Here is a 16,649-nt window from a genome sequence, read left to right as displayed (position 1 = left end):
CAAAAACAATCCAAAACAAATTAAACAGCCTGCCGAGCCCATAGATGGGCGATCAAAATCAATGCCGATTTGCTAAGGCATTGATTTTGTAAGGTGGTGGAAATCACATTTTCTCCACCGAGCTTGAAAAAGGCCAAGGATGGACTTTTTCAACAACCTGTTAATCACCCCTTCGGATACCCAATCAGATAAGTATTCTGCAACGGTGTCTTGGGTGAGGAGCTTTCGCCGATTTCCCAGATAAAGGATTCGGCGTTGGTGACGGCGGCGAGGATGTCTTCCAGTTCTTCCTGGGAATAGCTGTGCAACAGGGAAATGGTGCTGTCCCAGAGGAAAATCAGGGGGACAATGGGGATCAGGTAGGAGAACAGCAGCTTTGACAGGCTAAAAGGTTTGCGGAACAGCAGCCGGGTGAACAGCAGCACCGTCATCAGCGGCATGAGCAGGAAATGAGCTTTGCGACGGCCGGTGAATTCGAAGATGCAGATCGGCATCTGCCGGTTGACGGCATCCTGGAGGATGGCTGTGGCCTGGGTCGGGTTGAAGTGATGGAAGCTGGAAAATAAAGTCCTGACCCCGACTAGATCAGCGCTGATCTGTAATGCGTTGACCGGTTCGACTTTATAGCTGAGCAGCGGATGTGCTGCCGAGATCTTTTCCAGGCTGGCTTGATTGGGATAGAGATCGGTCAGGGTGACCTGTTCGATCACCTCTTCCGAGTTGCGGATTTCCCGGAGCAGGTAGGGCCAGGGGCCGCTGCCGCCGGAACAGAGGTCGATCACCTGTTTGGTTTTGGACTGCTGCATGACCCAGAGCAGTTCCGGGATGCTCGGCGCATAGGCCCGCATGTCCACAATCAGCGCATGAAGAGCATCCGTGACCTGGTTGCGAAGCAAACGCGGCAGCCAGCGCTGATCTTCCAGTTCAAAAAGGCGCGGCCACCTCATCGCTGTGGGACTCGCCCATTGGCTGCCAGGGCATCAGGCACAGGCAGGCTGCTTGCGCCGGATATAGTCGGCCAGGCTGGCGATGGACTGCAGCACTTCGCGGCTCGATTTCTTGCCGCCGATGCGCACATTGTACTTTTTCTGCACGGCCACCACCACCTCGACCGCGTCCAGGGAATCAAGGCCCATGGCTGATTCCGGGCCGATCAGCGGAGCATCCGCCGGGACATCTTCGGCCTGGATATCATCGACACTGCACAGCTCAAGAATCATGGCCACCAGTTCGCTTTCCAACCTGTCATTCATTCTGCTTGCTCCATTGTGACAATACAATTAAATGGCTTGCCGTCCGCAACCAGGGGATGGCAAACGTTAAGTTTTCAGACCGAAATCGAGACATGTTCCGCTGTGGCAAAAAAGTCCACAGATTAACGCCGCAACAACTGAAAAGAGCCGTTTACAGATAAAAACCGCCTATTGCCCCCGCCGCCAGCGCTGAAACACCACCAGGGCAAACCCGAGGCAGACCAGAAAAAACAGCGCCAGCGCAGCGACATTGCCCAAAACGCTGTGAAGGCTGCCGTTGCGCACGAAAATATCCAGAAACGCATCCAGCCCCCAGCCCAGGGGGGAAAAAACGCTGAGGGACTGCATGGCGCGCGGCATCACATAGACCGGCACCATCACCCCGCCCATGGCCGCGGCGATCACCACCGAGACGGAGCCGAAGGTCGAGGCCTGATCGTAGCTGCGCGCCAGCACCCCGACCAGAATGCCGTAGCCGCAGGCGGCCAGGGCCGCACTGAGCGCAACCAGCAGCAGCGCCAGGGGGGCCGAGCCAAGTTCCAGCACCGGGGTACCGAGCAGCGGCAGGATAAACTTTCCCACCGCCAGCATCAAGCCGAATTGCACCAGGCAGATCAGCAGATAGGCGCTCACCTTGCCGAGAAGCAGACTGCGGTTGCTGACCGGCATGGTCATCAGTCGGGCCAGGGTCCCTTCCTGACGCTCGCGGATCAGGGTCCCGGCCAGGGGAATGACGATGAAAAACATTCCGAACAGAGTCCAGGCCGGTACGTTCTGCTGCACCGAGGTCGGCAGGGTCGGATATTTTTCGGCAAACACCGATTCCTCATCCAGTTTGACCAGCGGCCTGCGCGCCCAGGCCGAGCCGAGCTGCGGCAGGTTGATGGGAATATTTTGTGCCCCGTACGGCCCCAACTGTTCTTTGACGGTCCGCTCCAGTTCAGCTGGCAACAAGCGTCCGAGGGCGGCGCTTTTGCGCTCAATCTCCAAGGCTAACAGCCCCTGCTGCAAAGCCGTGGTCACGGCGCTGCGGTAGACCCCGCGCACCGCCGGATCGAAATAGACCAGCAGCTTTTCCAGAGGTGGATAGCTGCTCTCTTTGCGCAATGCGGCTTGCACCGTGCTTTCGGCGGAGGTTTCCAGAACCTGACTGAAATCTTTGGGTACGACCAGGGCGAACTGATAAGCGCCGCTGAGCACCAGTTGCCGGGCCTGGTCCGCGCCGATGGCCTGGCCATCCTGCTTCCGGATCAGGTCCAGGGCGCCGGTCGCTTCCAATTGGGCGGCCAGATCCGCGCCGGCCAAACCCTGATCAAGATTGACAAACACCGCCCGGGTGGCGGCCTGCCCGGATGCCCGGAACAGGTCGTCCTGCACCAGGGACAGCACCAGCACCAGCAGCATGGGCATGACAAACAGCACCAGCAACCCGGCCCGGTCGCGGCTTAGCAGCAGCAGTTCCTTTTTGATGTTGGCCAGTAACAGCATGCAATCGCCTTTAGTCGCGCAACTGCTTCCCGGTCAGAGCCAGGAACAGTTCTTCGAGATTTTGGCAGGCGTCCTGCTCGGCGAGCAGAGCGCGGGGCGCACCACGGGCAATGATCTTGCCGCAATCGACAATGGCAATATCGTCACAAAGCTGCTGAACCTCTTCCATGTAATGGGTCGTGTAAAGTAGGGTCATCCCCGCGCGATTCAGTTCGGTCAGCCGATCCAGAATCAGGTTGCGCGATTGAGCGTCGATGCCGACGGTCGGCTCATCCAGAAACAGCAGTTCGGGCTGATGAAGAATCCCCACGGCCAGATTGGCGCGGCGCTTCATGCCGCCGGAAAAACTCGCCACCCGCCGATCAGCCTGATCGAGCAACCCGACCGTGGCCAGACATTCCTCGACCCGCGCTTCGAGATGCCGCCGGGGCAAACGTTGAATTCGGGCGAAGTAGCGCAGGTTTTCCCGCGCGGTCAGGGTCGGGTAGAGGGCGATATCCTGAGGCACCAGGCCGATGGTCCGGCGCACCGAACCGGCCTGGCGGACCACATCCTGACCAAATATCGCCGCGCTTCCGGCGCTTGGCCGCAGCAGGGTACAAAGGATGGAGATCAGGGTGGTTTTACCGGCCCCGTTCGGCCCGAGCAGACCGAAGATGCTGCCCCGCGCAACCTCCAGGGAAAGCCGGTCAAGGGCCGGTCGCGTTGCCCCGGGGTAGGTCTTGACCAGGTCGGCAACACTCAGGGCGATATCATTAACAGTGGCGGACATCATCTCGCAGCATCCTGCTCAACGGGTTCTGGCGCTGACGGCCCGGTGCAGATCGGTAAAGAGCGCCTCTTCCTGCCCGGCACAGTGCCGCAACAGCTCAGCCAGCTCCCGGAAAGCATCCGGTCCGGCCTGCCGCCCTTTGCAGACCCGCGAGGCGGCCACGGCAAACTCCCGCCAGCGGTCGCCAACCGCGGTGCAACGCTCGGACAACTCCAGCAACGGCCGATTCTGTAACAACTCGGCGGCCTCCTGCAGAAAAGCCGCATAGAGCAGACGAAAGCCGCCCCCGCCGGTGCCGATCTCCTCCTGCATGCGCACCACATGACCAAGATGCTGCAGCGCATCTTTCTCACCCAGCTTGACAGGCCATTTGGCCAGTTGGCGGGCCAGCAGACGGATGCCGTGGACTCCGACCAGCGGCAGCGGGATTTTCAGCATCGCCCAACAGGCATCCTTGATCCCCGCGACGGCAGCCTGAGCCACGTCGAACCGCTCCGGCATCTTCTCAAAATAGTAAAGCTTCCCTTTCGGGGCCAGTGCGCCTTTGGCAAAGCGCGCCTTGCGCAGGTCCCGGGCCGCGCAGCGCACCGGTTCTTCGAAAATCGGATCGCTGATCAGGTACTCGTCGCCTTCTTTGCCGTACACCACCAGGTTGTGGGCGTTGAAATGAAAACGATAAGCTGGCGGGAAATAAGGCAGCCAGAACACCCCGGTCTGGGCACCGACCGGGCAGCCGCTGGCCAGCAACCGGTCCAGCTCCTGTTCGGCTGCGCGGGGATCCTTGAACTGCTGGCGACCGACCTTGACCCCGAGCCGTTTGGTGGTTTTCTTGAAAATACTCCCCGGCCCGATCCGGAAAGTGGTCAGGGGCAGGAAATTGATTTTGACAAACGGGACATAGGCGAAAAACAGCCCGCCGCCGATGCCGAAAGCCAGGGCTTCACTGCAGGGCAGGCCGTAATAGTTCAGCAGGTTGGCGGTCACCCCGCTTTCGCAATGGGCAAACTGTCGATGGGGAAAATCGATATTCACGTTGTTATCTGCTTTCAGAACGGTCAAAATCTGCCAGGGCCAGGTCCGGAACGTCCGGTACCCGACACAGGTGCTCGATGCTGATGCCGAACAGCTCCGCGTAGCTGGTCAGCACCGCCCGGTCGAGCTTGGCAAAGACCGCCGGCTTCAGGTGGCGCTTGACCCGCCAGCGGGGGATGCCGGAATACTTGGCGAGCAGGGCCGGGTCCATCTGGTTTTTGACCATGTGATAGCTTAAGGGACTTTTCCGCCCTGCCCTGATTGCGGCCAGCTCCTGTTCCAGCTGCTCGATAATCGCCTCCCAGGCATGGCGCAGGGCGACATTCTTCGCCTCCCAGCCGGAACTTGGGGCCAGGGTATAGCTGCCGTCATCGTCGACCGCGTAATTAACTTCGCGGCAGCCGGCCATCAGGCCGCTCTGCTGGGGGACATCCGCTTTTTTCATCGTCTAAAAAAGATATCCGATACTGACCAGGGCGGCATTGATACCGCGGTTATCATGATGGAGGTTGCCGTTGGAAATATGGCTCAGCCGCACCCCCAGGGTCATGGCGGCCCCGTCCGCCAGCGCGTATTCCAGACCCGCTCCGCACTGCGGGTTGAAATTGACCCGCAACCCCTGCCCGGCGACCTGGAAATCGGTATAGATCAGCCCGATGCCCGCTTCGACATAGGGACGCCAGGCTTGTCCATCCGGCTGCAGGTAATAGAGGGCCAGGGCATTGGCCGCGACCAGTCCGCGCGGTTTGGAATCGGTCCGCAAGCCGAGATTAGCTTCCAGCTTGAGGCGTAACGCCTTGGGTGCCGGATGCCAGAAGACCCGTTCGTAATCGAGAAGCATCTGCCCCTGGACAATGACCAAACCAAAATGCCCAGGATCATAAGCCTGACCCCCAAGAACAGCTATGCCATAACGGGCTGGAGCAAGCTCCTTTCCAGTCTCTGCGGCTCGGACCGGGGCTGTACTCAGCAGCAACCCGCAGCCAACCAGCAGCAACCAGCTCAGCACCTCCCGCATCGCCACCTCACCGCGCCAGCTGGATCAGGCCGTAATCACCGCCCGGACCGAATTTGAGACAACTGAGCCGTTCCCCGGCGGCCAACGGACTGACCGGGGTTGCCTTCGGTGCAGCCGTCCCCAGCAGTGCTTCCTGATAGAAATTGCCGTCCCGAAGCGACAGCGCCGCAACCGCCAGGTCGAACCCGGCTGCGGCCGGAAAGCTGCCGTAGAGCGGGGCATAAGCCGCCACCCGCCGCCCGCTCAGCGTCTGCCGATACCAGTCGGCACAGGTCTTGTGGCCGTCCGCGCCGATGATCAGCCGGTCATCCTCCGGCAAGGTCAGCGGCCAGGCCGCATGATTGCCAAGGGTGACCGTATCGATGCAGGCGTAGGCGGCAGCCTGCTCGGTGGCTTTGCTCAACACGAAAAAGGCCGCGCCCTCACCGACCACAGCGCTCTGCCGGTCGAAATCAAGGGGCGCTACGGGTCCGGCTTCGCCCTCACCGAAGAACTGTTTACGGCAGTAACGCAGCACCTCGCAATACTCGTCAACCGCACCGAACAGAACCTGGTCCACCCGTCCTTCCACCAGCCAGAGCTGGGCGGTCAGCAAGGCCGAGGGAACCGACATTTCAAACTGGGTCACGGTCAGGCTGGGGGCCGTGGCCTGCAGCTGCATGGAGACATGGGCGGCCGCGGCATTATGCACCGAGTTGGAAAAGTGGGTCGGCGAACTGCAGGAATAGCCGAAATCGAGATAAGAATCGAGAAAATCGAAGGTGGTTTTCATGGCTCCGTAACCGGAGGCGATAACCACCCCGGTACGGGAGCGGTCGCTTTCGAGCAGACCGGCATCCTGCAGAGCCAGGCAGGCACTGTGCAGGGTCATTTTGGAAAAATGATCGATCCGCCGCAACGCCCGTTTCGGGAAAAACTCGTAGAGGCCTTCGATATCGCTCCGATAGGCCGGAAAGCTGTCCACGCCGGAACTGCGCTCGACAATGGTCGGCTGCGGCGCGACCGTGCCCTGCTGCAGGGCTTTCTGCAGAGCCTTGACGCCCTGACCGAAGCCACCGCTGAGACCGATGCCCTGGATCGCCATACGCATATCAGTGGTCTCCTTTCGCAAAAATCAGCACCGCGTTGTTGCCGCCAAAAGCCAGGGATTCCGAAAGGGCGTAATCTGCCTCGATTCTGGTGTTGGCCGTCACCGGGGTGCTCGGCAGCGCCGGGTCCGGCTCGGCAAAGCCGATATTGGCGGGGATCTCCCCGCGCGCCATGCAGGCCAGGGTGAACACCGCCTCGATCCCGCCGGCCGCGCCCAGGGTATGACCGGTATACCCCTTGGTGGAAATAAAGGGCACACCGCGCAGCACCTCGTGCAGAACCCGGCTTTCGATGCGGTCGTTGTCCGGGGTGCCGGTGCCGTGGGCGTTGACAAAGGCGATCTGTTCCGGACCAAGTCCGGCCATGTCGAGGGCTTCGGCCAGGGCCCGTTTCAGCCCCAGTCCGTCCGGGTGGGGCGCGGTCAGGTGGTGGGCGTCGCAGGCCGAGCCGTAGCCGATGACCCGGCCGCGCACGGCTTTCCCCGCTACGCTCGCCTCATTTTCCAAAATGACCAGCCCGGCCCCTTCGCCCAGGTTCAGCCCCTTGCGATTGACGTCAAAGGGCTTGCAGGGTTCGGTGGCGGTAATCATCAGCGAACTGAATCCGGCATAGGTCACCCGCGACAGTTCGTCGGCACCGCCGGCGATGACGATATCACAGGCACCGGCACGCAGCCAGGACGCGCCGATGCCGATGGCGTCGGTGCCGGAGGAACAGGCATTGACCACCACCTGGGTCGGCCCGTTTAACTGCAGCTGACGGGCGATGACCGCCGCCGGGTTGCTGCGCAGAAAGCGTTCGATCACCTGCAACTTGGGGTTGGCGCCAGATTTATAGGTCCGGTAGAAGTCGTCGCAGTTCAGGGCGCAACCAACCGTGGTGCCGATACAGACCCCGACCCGCTTGCCACGCAGACTCTCCGCATCCCAGCCGGCATCGGCCAGGGCTTCGAGGGCCGCGACCAGGGCCAGCTGGCTGGTCCGGGTGTAGACAGTCTCCTGATCGTCCAGGGGCAGTTGGAATTCGTCACGCAATTCCAGCACCGGGTAGCTAACCGGGTGGTCGGTGGAAAAACGCACCGGCGGATGGGGATAGCGCTGGTTGCGAAACATGCTGTCCAGGCATTCGGCAAGATTCATCCCGGCCCCGGACAAGCAGCCCAGGCCGGTCACGGCGACTCCGCGGCTCATGCCTGCTGCTTTTCCTCGATGTAGGCGGTCAGGCTGTTGATGGACTGCAACGCCGGCCGGCCTTCTTCCATATCTTTGATCTCGACCCCGAAATGCTTCTGCACCACGACCACCAGCTCGACCGCGTCCAGTGAATCGAGGCCCAGCCCTTCACCGAACAGGGGGGCATCGTCGTCGATCTCATCCGGGGTCAGATCTTCGAGGTTTAATTCATCAATGAGAACCTGCTTCAGTTTGGCTTTGATCTCCATCATGACTCCTTATATCCATCTTTGGTGGCAGGCTGCTGACGCAACCACATATTAAAAAAGTTGAAAAACTGGTACGGGTGTTCCTGACAGTATTCTTCGAGAGCCGCACCGAATTCAACAGCAAAGGGCCTAAACAGTTCCGCCTTACGACCGGAAATTTCCGGCACCCGGATCACCCGGGCCAGTTTGAGCCGATAACTGGCGGCTCCGTTCTTCCAGCTGTAAAACACCACAATCGGCGCACCCGTGGTCGCCGCCAGCTTGTAGGCACTGAACGGCACCGCAATGGGAGCGCCGAGGAAATCGATCTCCACCAGACTGCGTTCGCTCCCCATCGGTCGGTCCCCCATCACACAGAGGATTTCCCCCTGTTTGAGGACCCCGAGCATCTCCAGGGTACCGCCGAGGTAACCTTGTGGATCGATGATCTTATAGGGGCAATCGATCCCGGCATGCTCGTAATAATGGCGGTCGATATCCCCGTCCTCCCGCCGCATCAGCATGTTGACCGGGCGATCAAGAAAATCGAGGGCCGACATGGCGACCTGCCAGCAGCCGACATGGGCGGTCATCATGATCAGACCACGCCCTTCGTCGCGCAGCTTGAGCAGTTCCTCCCGCCCGTCCAGAGTGACCGCCATAGCCTGCGGGCCGAGAATCCCGACCACAGCCCGATCGATAAGCACCTTGCCGAGGGCCAGAATCAACTGATAACAGTGCCAGAGCCGTTTGGGCCCAGTGGCGGCCGGGAAGCGCCGCTGCAGGTAATGGGCGGCCCGCTGCCGAGCCAGGCGACTGAACAGCACGTAATAGGCGACCACAAAATAAAGCAGCAGATAGGCGGCTCGCCGCCCACCCAGGCGGATAGCCAGATAAAAAGCCTGGTGCTGCCAGTTGCTGCCGACACTGCGGCTGCTCCAGTTCTGCTGTTCCTGTGGGCCTGTCTTCATCTCTGCATCATTGGGCGGCATCCGAAGATTCCGTCTGGCGGCTGACCAGTTCAGCCAGGAAATAAGTCACAATAGCGATGGCCACGGCAAACAGCGGGGCCAGCAGCAACGAGCCGAGCAGCCATTCATAAACCCGCTGCAAGGCCTGGTAACCCAGGGTCTGCAGGGAAAATTCGGTCAGCCACTCCCCATTGCGCATGAAATAGCCGGCCTCGATACAGAGCGCCGGGACCAGGGGCGGCATGCAGAGCTGGCTGCTGGTGACCGCCGCAACCTTGTTGAGACGGAAAAAACTGCACACAAACAGGATCGCAATGGTATGGCAGAACAGCAGCGGCAAAGTCCCCAGCAAAACCCCGACCCCGGCCGAACAAGCCAGCTGGCGCGGCGAACTATGCTCACGCAGCAGCTGCTTGAGCGAGCGCAACGGATGAATCAGCGACAGGGTCTTGATCCGCCCTCCGTCTTCCTGCCCGCTTTCTGCCCCGGCGATCTTGCGGTGCGGCCAGGGCACGATGGAGCGCAGGGTCAAATGGGTATTGAGCAGGGTCAGCCGCCAGTTGTCGAGAAAACCGTGAAAATGGGAGATCCGCTCGTCTTGCGGCGGATAGTAAACCGAGATGTCGATGTCGCGCAACTCCACCCCGGCCCAGGCCGAACGCACCAGCACTTCGACCTCGAAATTATAGCGCCGGGTCCAGAAGCGCAGCTGCTCGAAAATCATCAGCGGATACGCCCGGAAACCGCTCTGGCTGTCCTTGAGCTGCCGGCCGGTCTGCAAGCGTAGCCAGAAATTGGAAAACTTCCGGCCGAAGCGCGACGCACCGGGAATACTCTGCTGCTCGAAATCGCGATGACCGACGATGAGCGCCCGCGGATGGGCCCGGACTTCCGCCAGGAAGGCCGGCAGATCGGCTGGATCGTGCTGACCGTCGGCATCCAGGCAGACCATATGACTGAAGCCGCGCTCCTTTGCCCAGTGCGCTGCGGAGAGCAGGGCCGCCCCCTTGCCCAGGTTGGTCGGATGGCTGAGCAGGTCGACCGCCAGACCACTCAGCAGTTCGGCGACCGGCGGGCTGCTGCCGTCATCCACCACCAGAACCCGGGCGTGCCGCTGCAGCACCCCGCTCACCACCTGACGCAGGGTAGCGCCATGGTTATAGACCGGCACTACGACCAGAATCCGCGGCTGGCGCTGCTCATCCACCATAGCGTTTATTACTCACGGCAAAACGGATAAACTGCCCGGCACTGGCCAGGAACCGTCGCCAGCTGTCCGGCGACTTCCAGAGCATGGTCAGATACCCCCAGAGCACCCGGTGCCGGCGGAAGTGATTCTTGTAAAACTCGATGAACAGCTGTTCCAGACGCTCCTTGTCCATGCCGTGGGGCACGAACTGAAAATGCATGCAGTCCATCTTTGGCCAGTCTTCGTCAAAGCTGCCGAGTTCGCGGATATTTTCGTAGATCGGCGAGCCCGGAAACGGGGTGAACTTGGCCAGGTTGAAGTCGTCGATGGGCAGGGAGTAGACATACTCCATGCTGCGCCGGATCGAGGCCTCGTTTTCACCGGGCAGCCCCATCATCAACAGTCCCTTGGTGCGGATGCCGCAGGACTTGATGGTCCGGATGGTCTCGGCGAGCAGATCCAGGTTAGCATTCTGGCGGTGCTGGCTGAGCAGCTCTTCGTCGCCGCTTTCGATTCCCAGACTGACCATCCAGCAGCCGGCCGCCTTCATCAGTTGGAGCAGTTCACGGTCGACATGTTCGGCGCGCACTGCGCAGTTGAAGGTCATGCCCAGCGGCCGCTCGATCATCAGCCGACAGAACTCTTCGACCCGGCCGCGATGAAAGGTGAACTGGTCATCGTAAAAATTGATATGCCGGATGCCGAAGCGGTCCTTTAGATAGGCCAGGTGCCGATACAGGTAGTCGGCCGAGTTATAGCGAAAGGTGCGCCGGAACACGCTGCGGTCGCAATAGCTGCAACTGTAGGGGCAGCCACGGCTGGAGATGCAGCTGCTGTTGGGCGCTTTCGGATAATTGAAGATCGGCAGCTTGTAGGCGTCCGGGTAGCCGGCCAGCTTCTCGTAGGCCGGGAACGGCAGCTCGTCAAGGACCAGCGCCGTGGTCCGGTAGCCGTTATTGGCAATGCTGCCGTCGCCCCGCCGCCAGACCACCCCTTCGACCCGTTCCGGCACGGCCCCGCCAAGCTGGGCGAGTTCGAGCAGGGTCTGCTCCCCTTCACCGATCACTGCATAATCGAGCAGCGCCGAGAACTCCAGCACCTTCTCCTTGAGGGCTGAGACATGGGGGCCGCCCACCGCCACCTTCAGCTCTGGCAGTTCGGCTTTGGCCAGACCGGCCATGCGCACCCCGTCATGGATGCTGGCCGTGGTGACGCTGATCCCGAGCAGCGCCGGGCGCAGTTCGCGCAACAGTTGCACAAAGCAGGCGTCGGCATCCGGATGGGCATAACAATCGAGAATACTGCTATTGAACCCGGCCTGATCAAGGTAGGCCGCGATACTGGCCAGCCCGAGCGGGGGCATGATATTCGCTTTGCGGGAGATATCGCGCTTGGCCGCTTCGACCTGGTAGCCGAGGGGGTGCAGCAGTAAAATGTTCTTTTCGTTCAGCCCGTCCATCACTGTTTCCTCTGCTCAGTTGCCGGTCTTGGGGAAACGGACCAAGTGATCCCACATCAGCCCGCGGTAACCGAAATTCTTCATCACCGTCAACCGCTTCAGCCCTTCCGAGGGCGGGAAAATCCGGTTCTTCTGCCCCGCGAAACTCGCGGTGATCCGCTCTTCCATCTGCCTGCGGTCGATTTGCGGGGAAAAGTAGTAGACCGGCTTGAGCAGGGACGTATCGGCACTGATCACCCCTTCGTCGATGGCCTGCTGGTGGAGGGGCGAATCCGGGAAGATGCGAATCCCGGAAAAAGCGAACACCACCGACGCCCCAAGCTGCTGCATATTGGCCAATCCCTCCGCCAGGGTGGCGTCGTCCTCGCCCGGACCACCGAACATCACATAGTGGGCGGCGGGCAGGCGTTCGGCCAGGCAGGCCTCATTGACCTCCAGCACTTCGGCGAAACTGAGCTTCTTGTCGATCCCGGCCAGGGTCCGGTCTGCCGCCGCATCGGTGCCGAGTTCGAGAGCGTAGAGACCGGCCCGCTTCATCAGCGCCAGCTCGGCGCGCGCAAGACGCTGCGGCCGGAAGAAGGCCGACCAGCGCAAGCCGAGATCTGCGCGCAGCAGCTCTTCGACCAGTTCCAGGTAATACCCCTTGGGGTCGTTGAACACCGAGTCGGTGAAAAAGAGGCTGTTGACCTGGAAATCACGCTGCAGCCGACGCAGCTCCTCCACCACCAGCCGGGGCTCACGGACCCGGAAATGATGCCCTTCCAGATGGGGATAAGAGCAATAGGTACAGTGGTAGGGGCAACCCCGTTTGGTCTGCAGGTTAACGACATCGCTCTCCTGCTGATAGTAACGGATCAGCTCGGCCTCATACAAAGGGGTGGCAAAATCGTTGCCGTTCAGCGGCGCCTGCCGGTGAATAAGCTTGGGCATGGTCTGGCCCGCGGCAAGGGCGGCGACCAGTTCGGGGACGGCCCGCTCCCCTTCGCCGATCACCGCATGGTCGACGCCGAGATAGTCGGCAATGACTTCCGGCATGATGGTCAGGGCCGGTCCGCCGACCAGGATGGGCGCCCGGCTCATGGTCCGCAGACTGGACACTAAGTCTCTGGTCTGCTGCAGATACCAGCCCTTCTCCCCGCAGAAAGAATCGACATTGTCAATGTTGCGCAGGGAGATGGCAATCACCTCGGGCGCGAATTCGGCAATGGCCTGGCGTAGTGGCTCCTCGCCTGCTCCGTGGACCAGGCAGTCATACTGCCGGACCTGGTGCCCGGCCGCAGTCAGCGCTCCGGCCACCACTGCCATGCCAAGGGGGTAGACCGCGTAGGGATCGGTCGCCGTATTGCAGGAGATGAAAAAGACCCGCCTCACACATCCGCCTTTTTGAAGAGTCTGCGTTTGCGGGGGTTGTAGCGATGGTAGGTGCCATCATCCATCTCCCGACGGATGACGTTTTTGAACAGTTCCCCCATCTTGAGCTGGTGACCACCGTCGGCATAAAAGGTGTCCCAGGCATAGTAGTACATCTCCTGCAGCTTGTCCGGGGACATCTGCTTGGGCTGGAACACCACCTTGTCGGCGGTGTATTTGAGCCAGTCGTTGGAGAGGATCCGCCCCTCCTTCTCCATCTGCGCACGGATCGGCGAATGGGGAAACGGCGTCATGATGGTGAACTCGGCGACATCCAGTTCGACCTCCATGAGGAAATCGACCAGCCGTTTGATGTAATCTTCATCCTGATCGTCGGTGCCGAGGATGATGGTCCCCTCGATGCCGATACCATGGTCCTTGAGCCGCTTGATCCGCCGCCGGATCACGTCCGAGGTGTCGAAGACCGCTTGGTAGACGTACCAGGCCCCGGCCTTGGCCGCCAGTTCGAGAATCTCGTCATCGTCCAGAATCGGATGGGAGACCCATTTCTTTTTCAGCGGAATCATCGCGGTAAACAGCTCCCGCAGCCACTCCTTATCCTGGGCCAGGGAGTTGTCGACGATGAACAGCCGGTTGTTCTGAATCGCCTCCATCTCGGCAATGACTTGTTCCACCGGGCGCGGCCGGAACTCCTTGCCACCTAGGTAGCCGGTACAACAGGGGAAACAGTTGAACTTGCAGCCGCGCGAGGCATGGACCAGATCGAGCATCTGCACCCCGCGGTAATTGTACAGCTCGCGATCGAGGATCTCGCGCCGCGCGGTTCCGACCAGGTTGATGTCGGGATGATTGTGCATGTAATCGTAAACCGGTTTCAGCTCGCCGCGCTGAAAATCTTCGATAACCTGCCCGAAGCGCCCTTCCGCCTCGCCCAGGAACACCGCGTCGGCATGCCGGGCCACTTCTTCGGCATGGAGCATGGTGGAGATCCCGCCGAAAATAACGGTTTTTCCCCGCTCCCGGAATTCGCGGGCGATTTCGAAGGCCCGCGGCAATTGCGAGGTCAGCATAGTCGAGATGGCAACCAGGTCGCAGCTGGCGTCAAAATCGATGGGCTGGAGGTTTTCATCGGTAAAGTTGATCTCCACCTCTTCCGGCACGGCGGCGGCAAACACCACCGGGCCGTGTGGCGGCAGGTGAAATTCGGTCTGGCGGTCAAGCTTGGGCCAGCGCGGATAGATCAATTCCATCTTCATAAGCAGCTATCTCCTTCTCCCGGCAGGTTGTGCTCCTGCGCACGGGACGTTCATGACTGTTGGATCAGGCAGCGTTCCAGTAACTGCGCCAGACTGCTGACGCGCTCTCCCGCCAGGCTCAGCCCACTGGCGGTGTTTTCCAGGCAGCCGTAGCATCTGCTTGCTCCCGGTTCCTTGGCCAGGAGCAGAAAGACCGCCCCCGGCAGGTCAGCTTGGTCGGCCGGGTCAGGTCCGGGCAGGTCGCAGATTCCGGCCAGCATGCCGCTTTGGGTGCTGGTGGCAAGCTCTTCCAGGGCAAAATGAATCGCCGCCAGCCGGCTGTTGTCCTGCTGGTTGATGACCAGGGAATTGCCGCCCAGGCCGAAGCGCAGGGCCACTTCCCCGAGGAAACTGTTGGCCAGGGTGTAGGCGAACAGATTCGGACTGGCCAGCTTGCCGCCATCGACCAGCATGGTTTCCAAATAGGCGATGTCAGTAGCCAGGCAGCCGTAGCGGCTGGCCGCAACAATGCCGATGGGCCGGGTCTCCTGATAGTCTTCGGCCCCGGCGTCACGCAGACAGAAGGCCGCAGCGGCCAGGCCGACCCGGGAAAAGTCGTCGAGCCGGCCGAAGCGCTTGTCGGCCGCGGCAAAAATCTGTTTCCGGGTCGGAATCTCCAGAGGGCCGCCGATCAGCGGTTGCACAATAGCGGCACCCTGCGGGCCGGGGCCGGCCGGAGTCTGCCAGCCGATACCGTTGAGCCAGGCTTTCATAGCGCCCCCCTGCCGAGGATCACCACCCCGTTGATCCCGCCGAAACCGGAGTTGCTGCAGAGCAGATAGTCACCGCTGATGGCACGGACGGCAGTGCTGATCGCATCACCGGCCAGCTCTTCCGGGGTTGCGCAGCCGACCGTGCCGGGAATGCGCTGTTCCAGCAATGACCGCGCAGCAATGGCGATCTCCACCCCGCCGGCAGCGCCCAGGCAATGGCCGATGCTCCCCTTGATGCCGTGCAACGGTGGAATCCGGCCGTCAAAAACAGCCGCAAAGGCGGTCAACTCCATGGCATCGTTATAGACCGTGGCGGTGCCGTGGGCATTGACCGCGGCAACCTGTTCGGGGTTAATCTCCGCCTGCTGCAACGCCTGCTGACAGGCGCGGATCAGGCCGCGGCCGTCCCGCGCCGGGGCGGTCACGTGAAAGGCGTCATTGGCCACTCCCCAGCCACGAACGGTCGCCAGCGGCGCCAAGCCCTCGCGCCGGGCACGGTCGGCACTGAGCAGTAGCAGGGCCACCCCCGCCTCCCCCAGGTTGAGCCCGTTGCGCTGTCGGTCAAACGGCCGACAGGGCTGTGCGGAGAGGGCCTGCAAGGCGGAAAATCCGGAAAATACGAACTCGCTCAAGACATCTGCGGCAAACACCAGCACCGCCTCGGCCTGACCGGCAGCGATCAACGCGGCCGCACGGGCGACGGCCACGGTCGACGAGGCACAGGCGGCATTGATATTCATCCCCCGATCACTCAGCCCCAGGCGCGCGGCAATGGTTGCCAGCAGGTTTTCGAACAGCAGTTCCGGGCGCAGGTCGCCGCGCTGTTGCTGCAACAGATCGACCTCTCCCTTGGTGGACGCTACCAGCAGGCGACAATCTTGGGGCAGCGGGCCGAGTTGCTCCGCCACCCGTTCAAGCAGAGCCTGAAACAGCGACCCCGGCGCGGCGGCCAGACCATCGATACAGCCTCCCAGGGCGGAGATATAGTTGGCGCAGGAAAAACGGTCCAGCGCGGCGATCCCGCGGCGGCCGTCCAGCAACCCCTGCCAAAGGCCATCGAGATCGTTGCCGAGGGCGGTCACGGCAATGCTTCTGGCCAGCACGACCGGGTTGTTCATGTCAGCTCTCCGGCCCGCCAGCGCTCCCGCACCGCTTCGTAAAAGGGCGGCGGCAGCATCAGCACGTTGAAATCACTGTCCAGCAGCAGTTGCACCGAATAACCGGTGGTGGTCACCTCGCCCGCCGCGTTGCGCAAAATAAATTCATGATTCAGCCGCGCCGCGTCACTCCAGTGCAGGATCGCTTCGATGCTGAACTCATCGCCAAAACGCAGCGGCAGATGATAATCGGCATGCATCTGTTTAATGGGCGCAACAATCCCCTGCTCATAAAAATCCAGGTAGCCGAGTCCGAACTGCTTGCCGAGCAGCACCCGCCCGTCTTCGAAATAGCTCGGGTAACGGCCGTGCCAGACAATGCCGAGGGGATCGACTTCTTCAAAGCGCACAATCCGTTGTGCCATGCAGCGTAACGGCGGCGGGGCATCGGCGGAAGTGCGAAAATAGGGTTTTCTCATTGT

General features: G+C 61.3%; 18 protein-coding genes. All 18 read right to left on the bottom strand.

What is annotated here, in order from left to right; translation table 11 throughout:
• Window positions 1–164: 164 nt before the first annotated feature.
• Window positions 165–947: a hypothetical protein gene (locus N909_RS0111310; protein WP_051689707.1), complete on the bottom strand. Its 783-nt coding sequence runs from the start codon at window positions 945–947 to the stop codon at window positions 165–167.
• Window positions 948–980: 33 nt separating this feature from the next.
• Window positions 981–1,253 (bottom strand): phosphopantetheine-binding protein, encoded by a 273-nt coding sequence (locus tag N909_RS0111305; RefSeq protein WP_029915118.1) that lies wholly within the window; start codon window positions 1,251–1,253, stop codon window positions 981–983.
• 168 nt (window positions 1,254–1,421) lie between these two features.
• A complete protein-coding gene (locus N909_RS0111300) occupies window positions 1,422–2,741 on the bottom strand; it encodes an ABC transporter permease (protein ID WP_051689706.1) in 1,320 nt (439 codons plus the stop codon).
• 10 nt (window positions 2,742–2,751) lie between these two features.
• The gene (locus N909_RS0111295) at window positions 2,752–3,516 is read right to left on the bottom strand and encodes an ABC transporter ATP-binding protein (protein WP_029915114.1); all 765 of its coding nucleotides are present in this window, start codon (window positions 3,514–3,516) and stop codon (window positions 2,752–2,754) included.
• Between the two features lie 15 nt (window positions 3,517–3,531).
• The gene (gene darH, locus N909_RS0111290; RefSeq protein WP_036683104.1) at window positions 3,532–4,545 is read right to left on the bottom strand and encodes a BtrH-related acyltransferase DarH; all 1,014 of its coding nucleotides are present in this window, start codon (window positions 4,543–4,545) and stop codon (window positions 3,532–3,534) included.
• Window positions 4,546–4,549: 4 nt separating this feature from the next.
• Entirely contained in the window at window positions 4,550–4,990 is a 441-nt protein-coding gene (locus N909_RS0111285) for a DarG family dialkylresorcinol biosynthesis protein (protein ID WP_051689705.1), read from the bottom strand.
• Between the two features lie 3 nt (window positions 4,991–4,993).
• Entirely contained in the window at window positions 4,994–5,563 is a 570-nt protein-coding gene (locus tag N909_RS0111280) for an acyloxyacyl hydrolase (protein ID WP_155005922.1), read from the bottom strand.
• 7 nt (window positions 5,564–5,570) lie between these two features.
• Window positions 5,571–6,653: a beta-ketoacyl synthase N-terminal-like domain-containing protein gene (locus N909_RS0111275; RefSeq protein WP_051689703.1), complete on the bottom strand. Its 1,083-nt coding sequence runs from the start codon at window positions 6,651–6,653 to the stop codon at window positions 5,571–5,573.
• Between the two features lies 1 nt (window position 6,654).
• Window positions 6,655–7,842 (bottom strand): beta-ketoacyl-[acyl-carrier-protein] synthase family protein, encoded by a 1,188-nt coding sequence (locus tag N909_RS0111270; protein ID WP_029915103.1) that lies wholly within the window; start codon window positions 7,840–7,842, stop codon window positions 6,655–6,657.
• Window positions 7,839–8,093 carry a phosphopantetheine-binding protein gene (locus N909_RS0111265; RefSeq protein ID WP_029915101.1) on the bottom strand — a complete coding sequence of 85 codons (255 nt, stop codon included), beginning with the start codon at window positions 8,091–8,093 and terminating at the stop codon, window positions 7,839–7,841. The genes N909_RS0111270 and N909_RS0111265 overlap by 4 nt, the downstream gene beginning before the upstream one ends.
• A complete protein-coding gene (locus N909_RS0111260) occupies window positions 8,093–9,043 on the bottom strand; it encodes a lysophospholipid acyltransferase family protein (protein ID WP_029915099.1) in 951 nt (316 codons plus the stop codon). Before N909_RS0111260 ends, N909_RS0111265 begins: the two co-directional genes overlap by 1 nt.
• A gap of 7 nt (window positions 9,044–9,050) precedes the next feature.
• On the bottom strand, window positions 9,051–10,253 hold the full coding sequence (locus tag N909_RS0111255; RefSeq protein WP_029915097.1) for a DUF2062 domain-containing protein: 1,203 nt from the start codon (window positions 10,251–10,253) through the stop codon (window positions 9,051–9,053).
• Window positions 10,243–11,691, bottom strand: a complete 1,449-nt coding sequence (locus N909_RS0111250; protein ID WP_029915095.1) for a B12-binding domain-containing radical SAM protein — start codon at window positions 11,689–11,691, stop codon at window positions 10,243–10,245. The genes N909_RS0111255 and N909_RS0111250 overlap by 11 nt, the downstream gene beginning before the upstream one ends.
• Before the next feature lie 15 nt (window positions 11,692–11,706).
• Complete coding sequence (locus N909_RS0111245; RefSeq protein ID WP_029915093.1) at window positions 11,707–13,062, bottom strand: lipid biosynthesis B12-binding/radical SAM protein; 1,356 nt, start codon at window positions 13,060–13,062, stop codon at window positions 11,707–11,709.
• Window positions 13,059–14,318 carry a B12-binding domain-containing radical SAM protein gene (locus N909_RS0111240; protein ID WP_029915092.1) on the bottom strand — a complete coding sequence of 420 codons (1,260 nt, stop codon included), beginning with the start codon at window positions 14,316–14,318 and terminating at the stop codon, window positions 13,059–13,061. The genes N909_RS0111245 and N909_RS0111240 overlap by 4 nt, the downstream gene beginning before the upstream one ends.
• Before the next feature lie 50 nt (window positions 14,319–14,368).
• Window positions 14,369–15,070, bottom strand: a complete 702-nt coding sequence (locus N909_RS0111235) for a beta-ketoacyl synthase N-terminal-like domain-containing protein (RefSeq protein WP_029915090.1) — start codon at window positions 15,068–15,070, stop codon at window positions 14,369–14,371.
• The gene (locus N909_RS0111230; protein WP_029915088.1) at window positions 15,067–16,188 is read right to left on the bottom strand and encodes a beta-ketoacyl synthase N-terminal-like domain-containing protein; all 1,122 of its coding nucleotides are present in this window, start codon (window positions 16,186–16,188) and stop codon (window positions 15,067–15,069) included. Before N909_RS0111230 ends, N909_RS0111235 begins: the two co-directional genes overlap by 4 nt.
• Window positions 16,185–16,646, bottom strand: coding sequence for an acyl-CoA thioesterase (locus N909_RS0111225; RefSeq protein WP_029915086.1), 462 nt, complete (start codon window positions 16,644–16,646; stop codon window positions 16,185–16,187). Before N909_RS0111225 ends, N909_RS0111230 begins: the two co-directional genes overlap by 4 nt.
• Window positions 16,647–16,649: the final 3 nt, after the last annotated feature.

This window comes from Pelobacter seleniigenes DSM 18267 (assembly GCF_000711225.1).
Classification (GTDB): Bacteria; Desulfobacterota; Desulfuromonadia; order Desulfuromonadales; family Geopsychrobacteraceae; genus Seleniibacterium; species Seleniibacterium seleniigenes.
The sequence above is the reverse complement of the archived record's forward strand: the minus strand, read 5'-3'. Positions and strand labels throughout refer to the sequence as shown.

Excerpts from the sequence above, each read along its gene's own strand:
- N909_RS0111270 (WP_029915103.1), bottom strand. The coding sequence starts at position 7,842 with ATGAGCCGCGGAGTCGCCGTGACCGGCCTGGGCTGCTTGTCCGGGGCC.
- N909_RS0111260 (WP_029915099.1), bottom strand. The coding sequence starts at position 9,043 with ATGAAGACAGGCCCACAGGAACAGCAGAACTGGAGCAGCCGCAGTGTC.
- N909_RS0111250 (WP_029915095.1), bottom strand. The coding sequence starts at position 11,691 with ATGGACGGGCTGAACGAAAAGAACATTTTACTGCTGCACCCCCTCGGC.
- N909_RS0111255 (WP_029915097.1), bottom strand. The coding sequence starts at position 10,253 with ATGGTGGATGAGCAGCGCCAGCCGCGGATTCTGGTCGTAGTGCCGGTC.
- N909_RS0111235 (WP_029915090.1), bottom strand. The coding sequence starts at position 15,070 with ATGAAAGCCTGGCTCAACGGTATCGGCTGGCAGACTCCGGCCGGCCCC.
- N909_RS0111305 (WP_029915118.1), bottom strand. The coding sequence starts at position 1,253 with ATGAATGACAGGTTGGAAAGCGAACTGGTGGCCATGATTCTTGAGCTG.
- N909_RS0111300 (WP_051689706.1), bottom strand. The coding sequence starts at position 2,741 with ATGCTGTTACTGGCCAACATCAAAAAGGAACTGCTGCTGCTAAGCCGC.
- N909_RS0111285 (WP_051689705.1), bottom strand. The coding sequence starts at position 4,990 with ATGAAAAAAGCGGATGTCCCCCAGCAGAGCGGCCTGATGGCCGGCTGC.
- N909_RS0111295 (WP_029915114.1), bottom strand. The coding sequence starts at position 3,516 with ATGATGTCCGCCACTGTTAATGATATCGCCCTGAGTGTTGCCGACCTG.
- N909_RS0111225 (WP_029915086.1), bottom strand. The coding sequence starts at position 16,646 with ATGAGAAAACCCTATTTTCGCACTTCCGCCGATGCCCCGCCGCCGTTA.
- N909_RS0111310 (WP_051689707.1), bottom strand. The coding sequence starts at position 947 with ATGAGGTGGCCGCGCCTTTTTGAACTGGAAGATCAGCGCTGGCTGCCG.
- N909_RS0111240 (WP_029915092.1), bottom strand. The coding sequence starts at position 14,318 with ATGAAGATGGAATTGATCTATCCGCGCTGGCCCAAGCTTGACCGCCAG.
- N909_RS0111280 (WP_155005922.1), bottom strand. The coding sequence starts at position 5,563 with ATGCGGGAGGTGCTGAGCTGGTTGCTGCTGGTTGGCTGCGGGTTGCTG.
- N909_RS0111230 (WP_029915088.1), bottom strand. The coding sequence starts at position 16,188 with ATGAACAACCCGGTCGTGCTGGCCAGAAGCATTGCCGTGACCGCCCTC.
- N909_RS0111275 (WP_051689703.1), bottom strand. The coding sequence starts at position 6,653 with ATGCGTATGGCGATCCAGGGCATCGGTCTCAGCGGTGGCTTCGGTCAG.
- N909_RS0111265 (WP_029915101.1), bottom strand. The coding sequence starts at position 8,093 with ATGGAGATCAAAGCCAAACTGAAGCAGGTTCTCATTGATGAATTAAAC.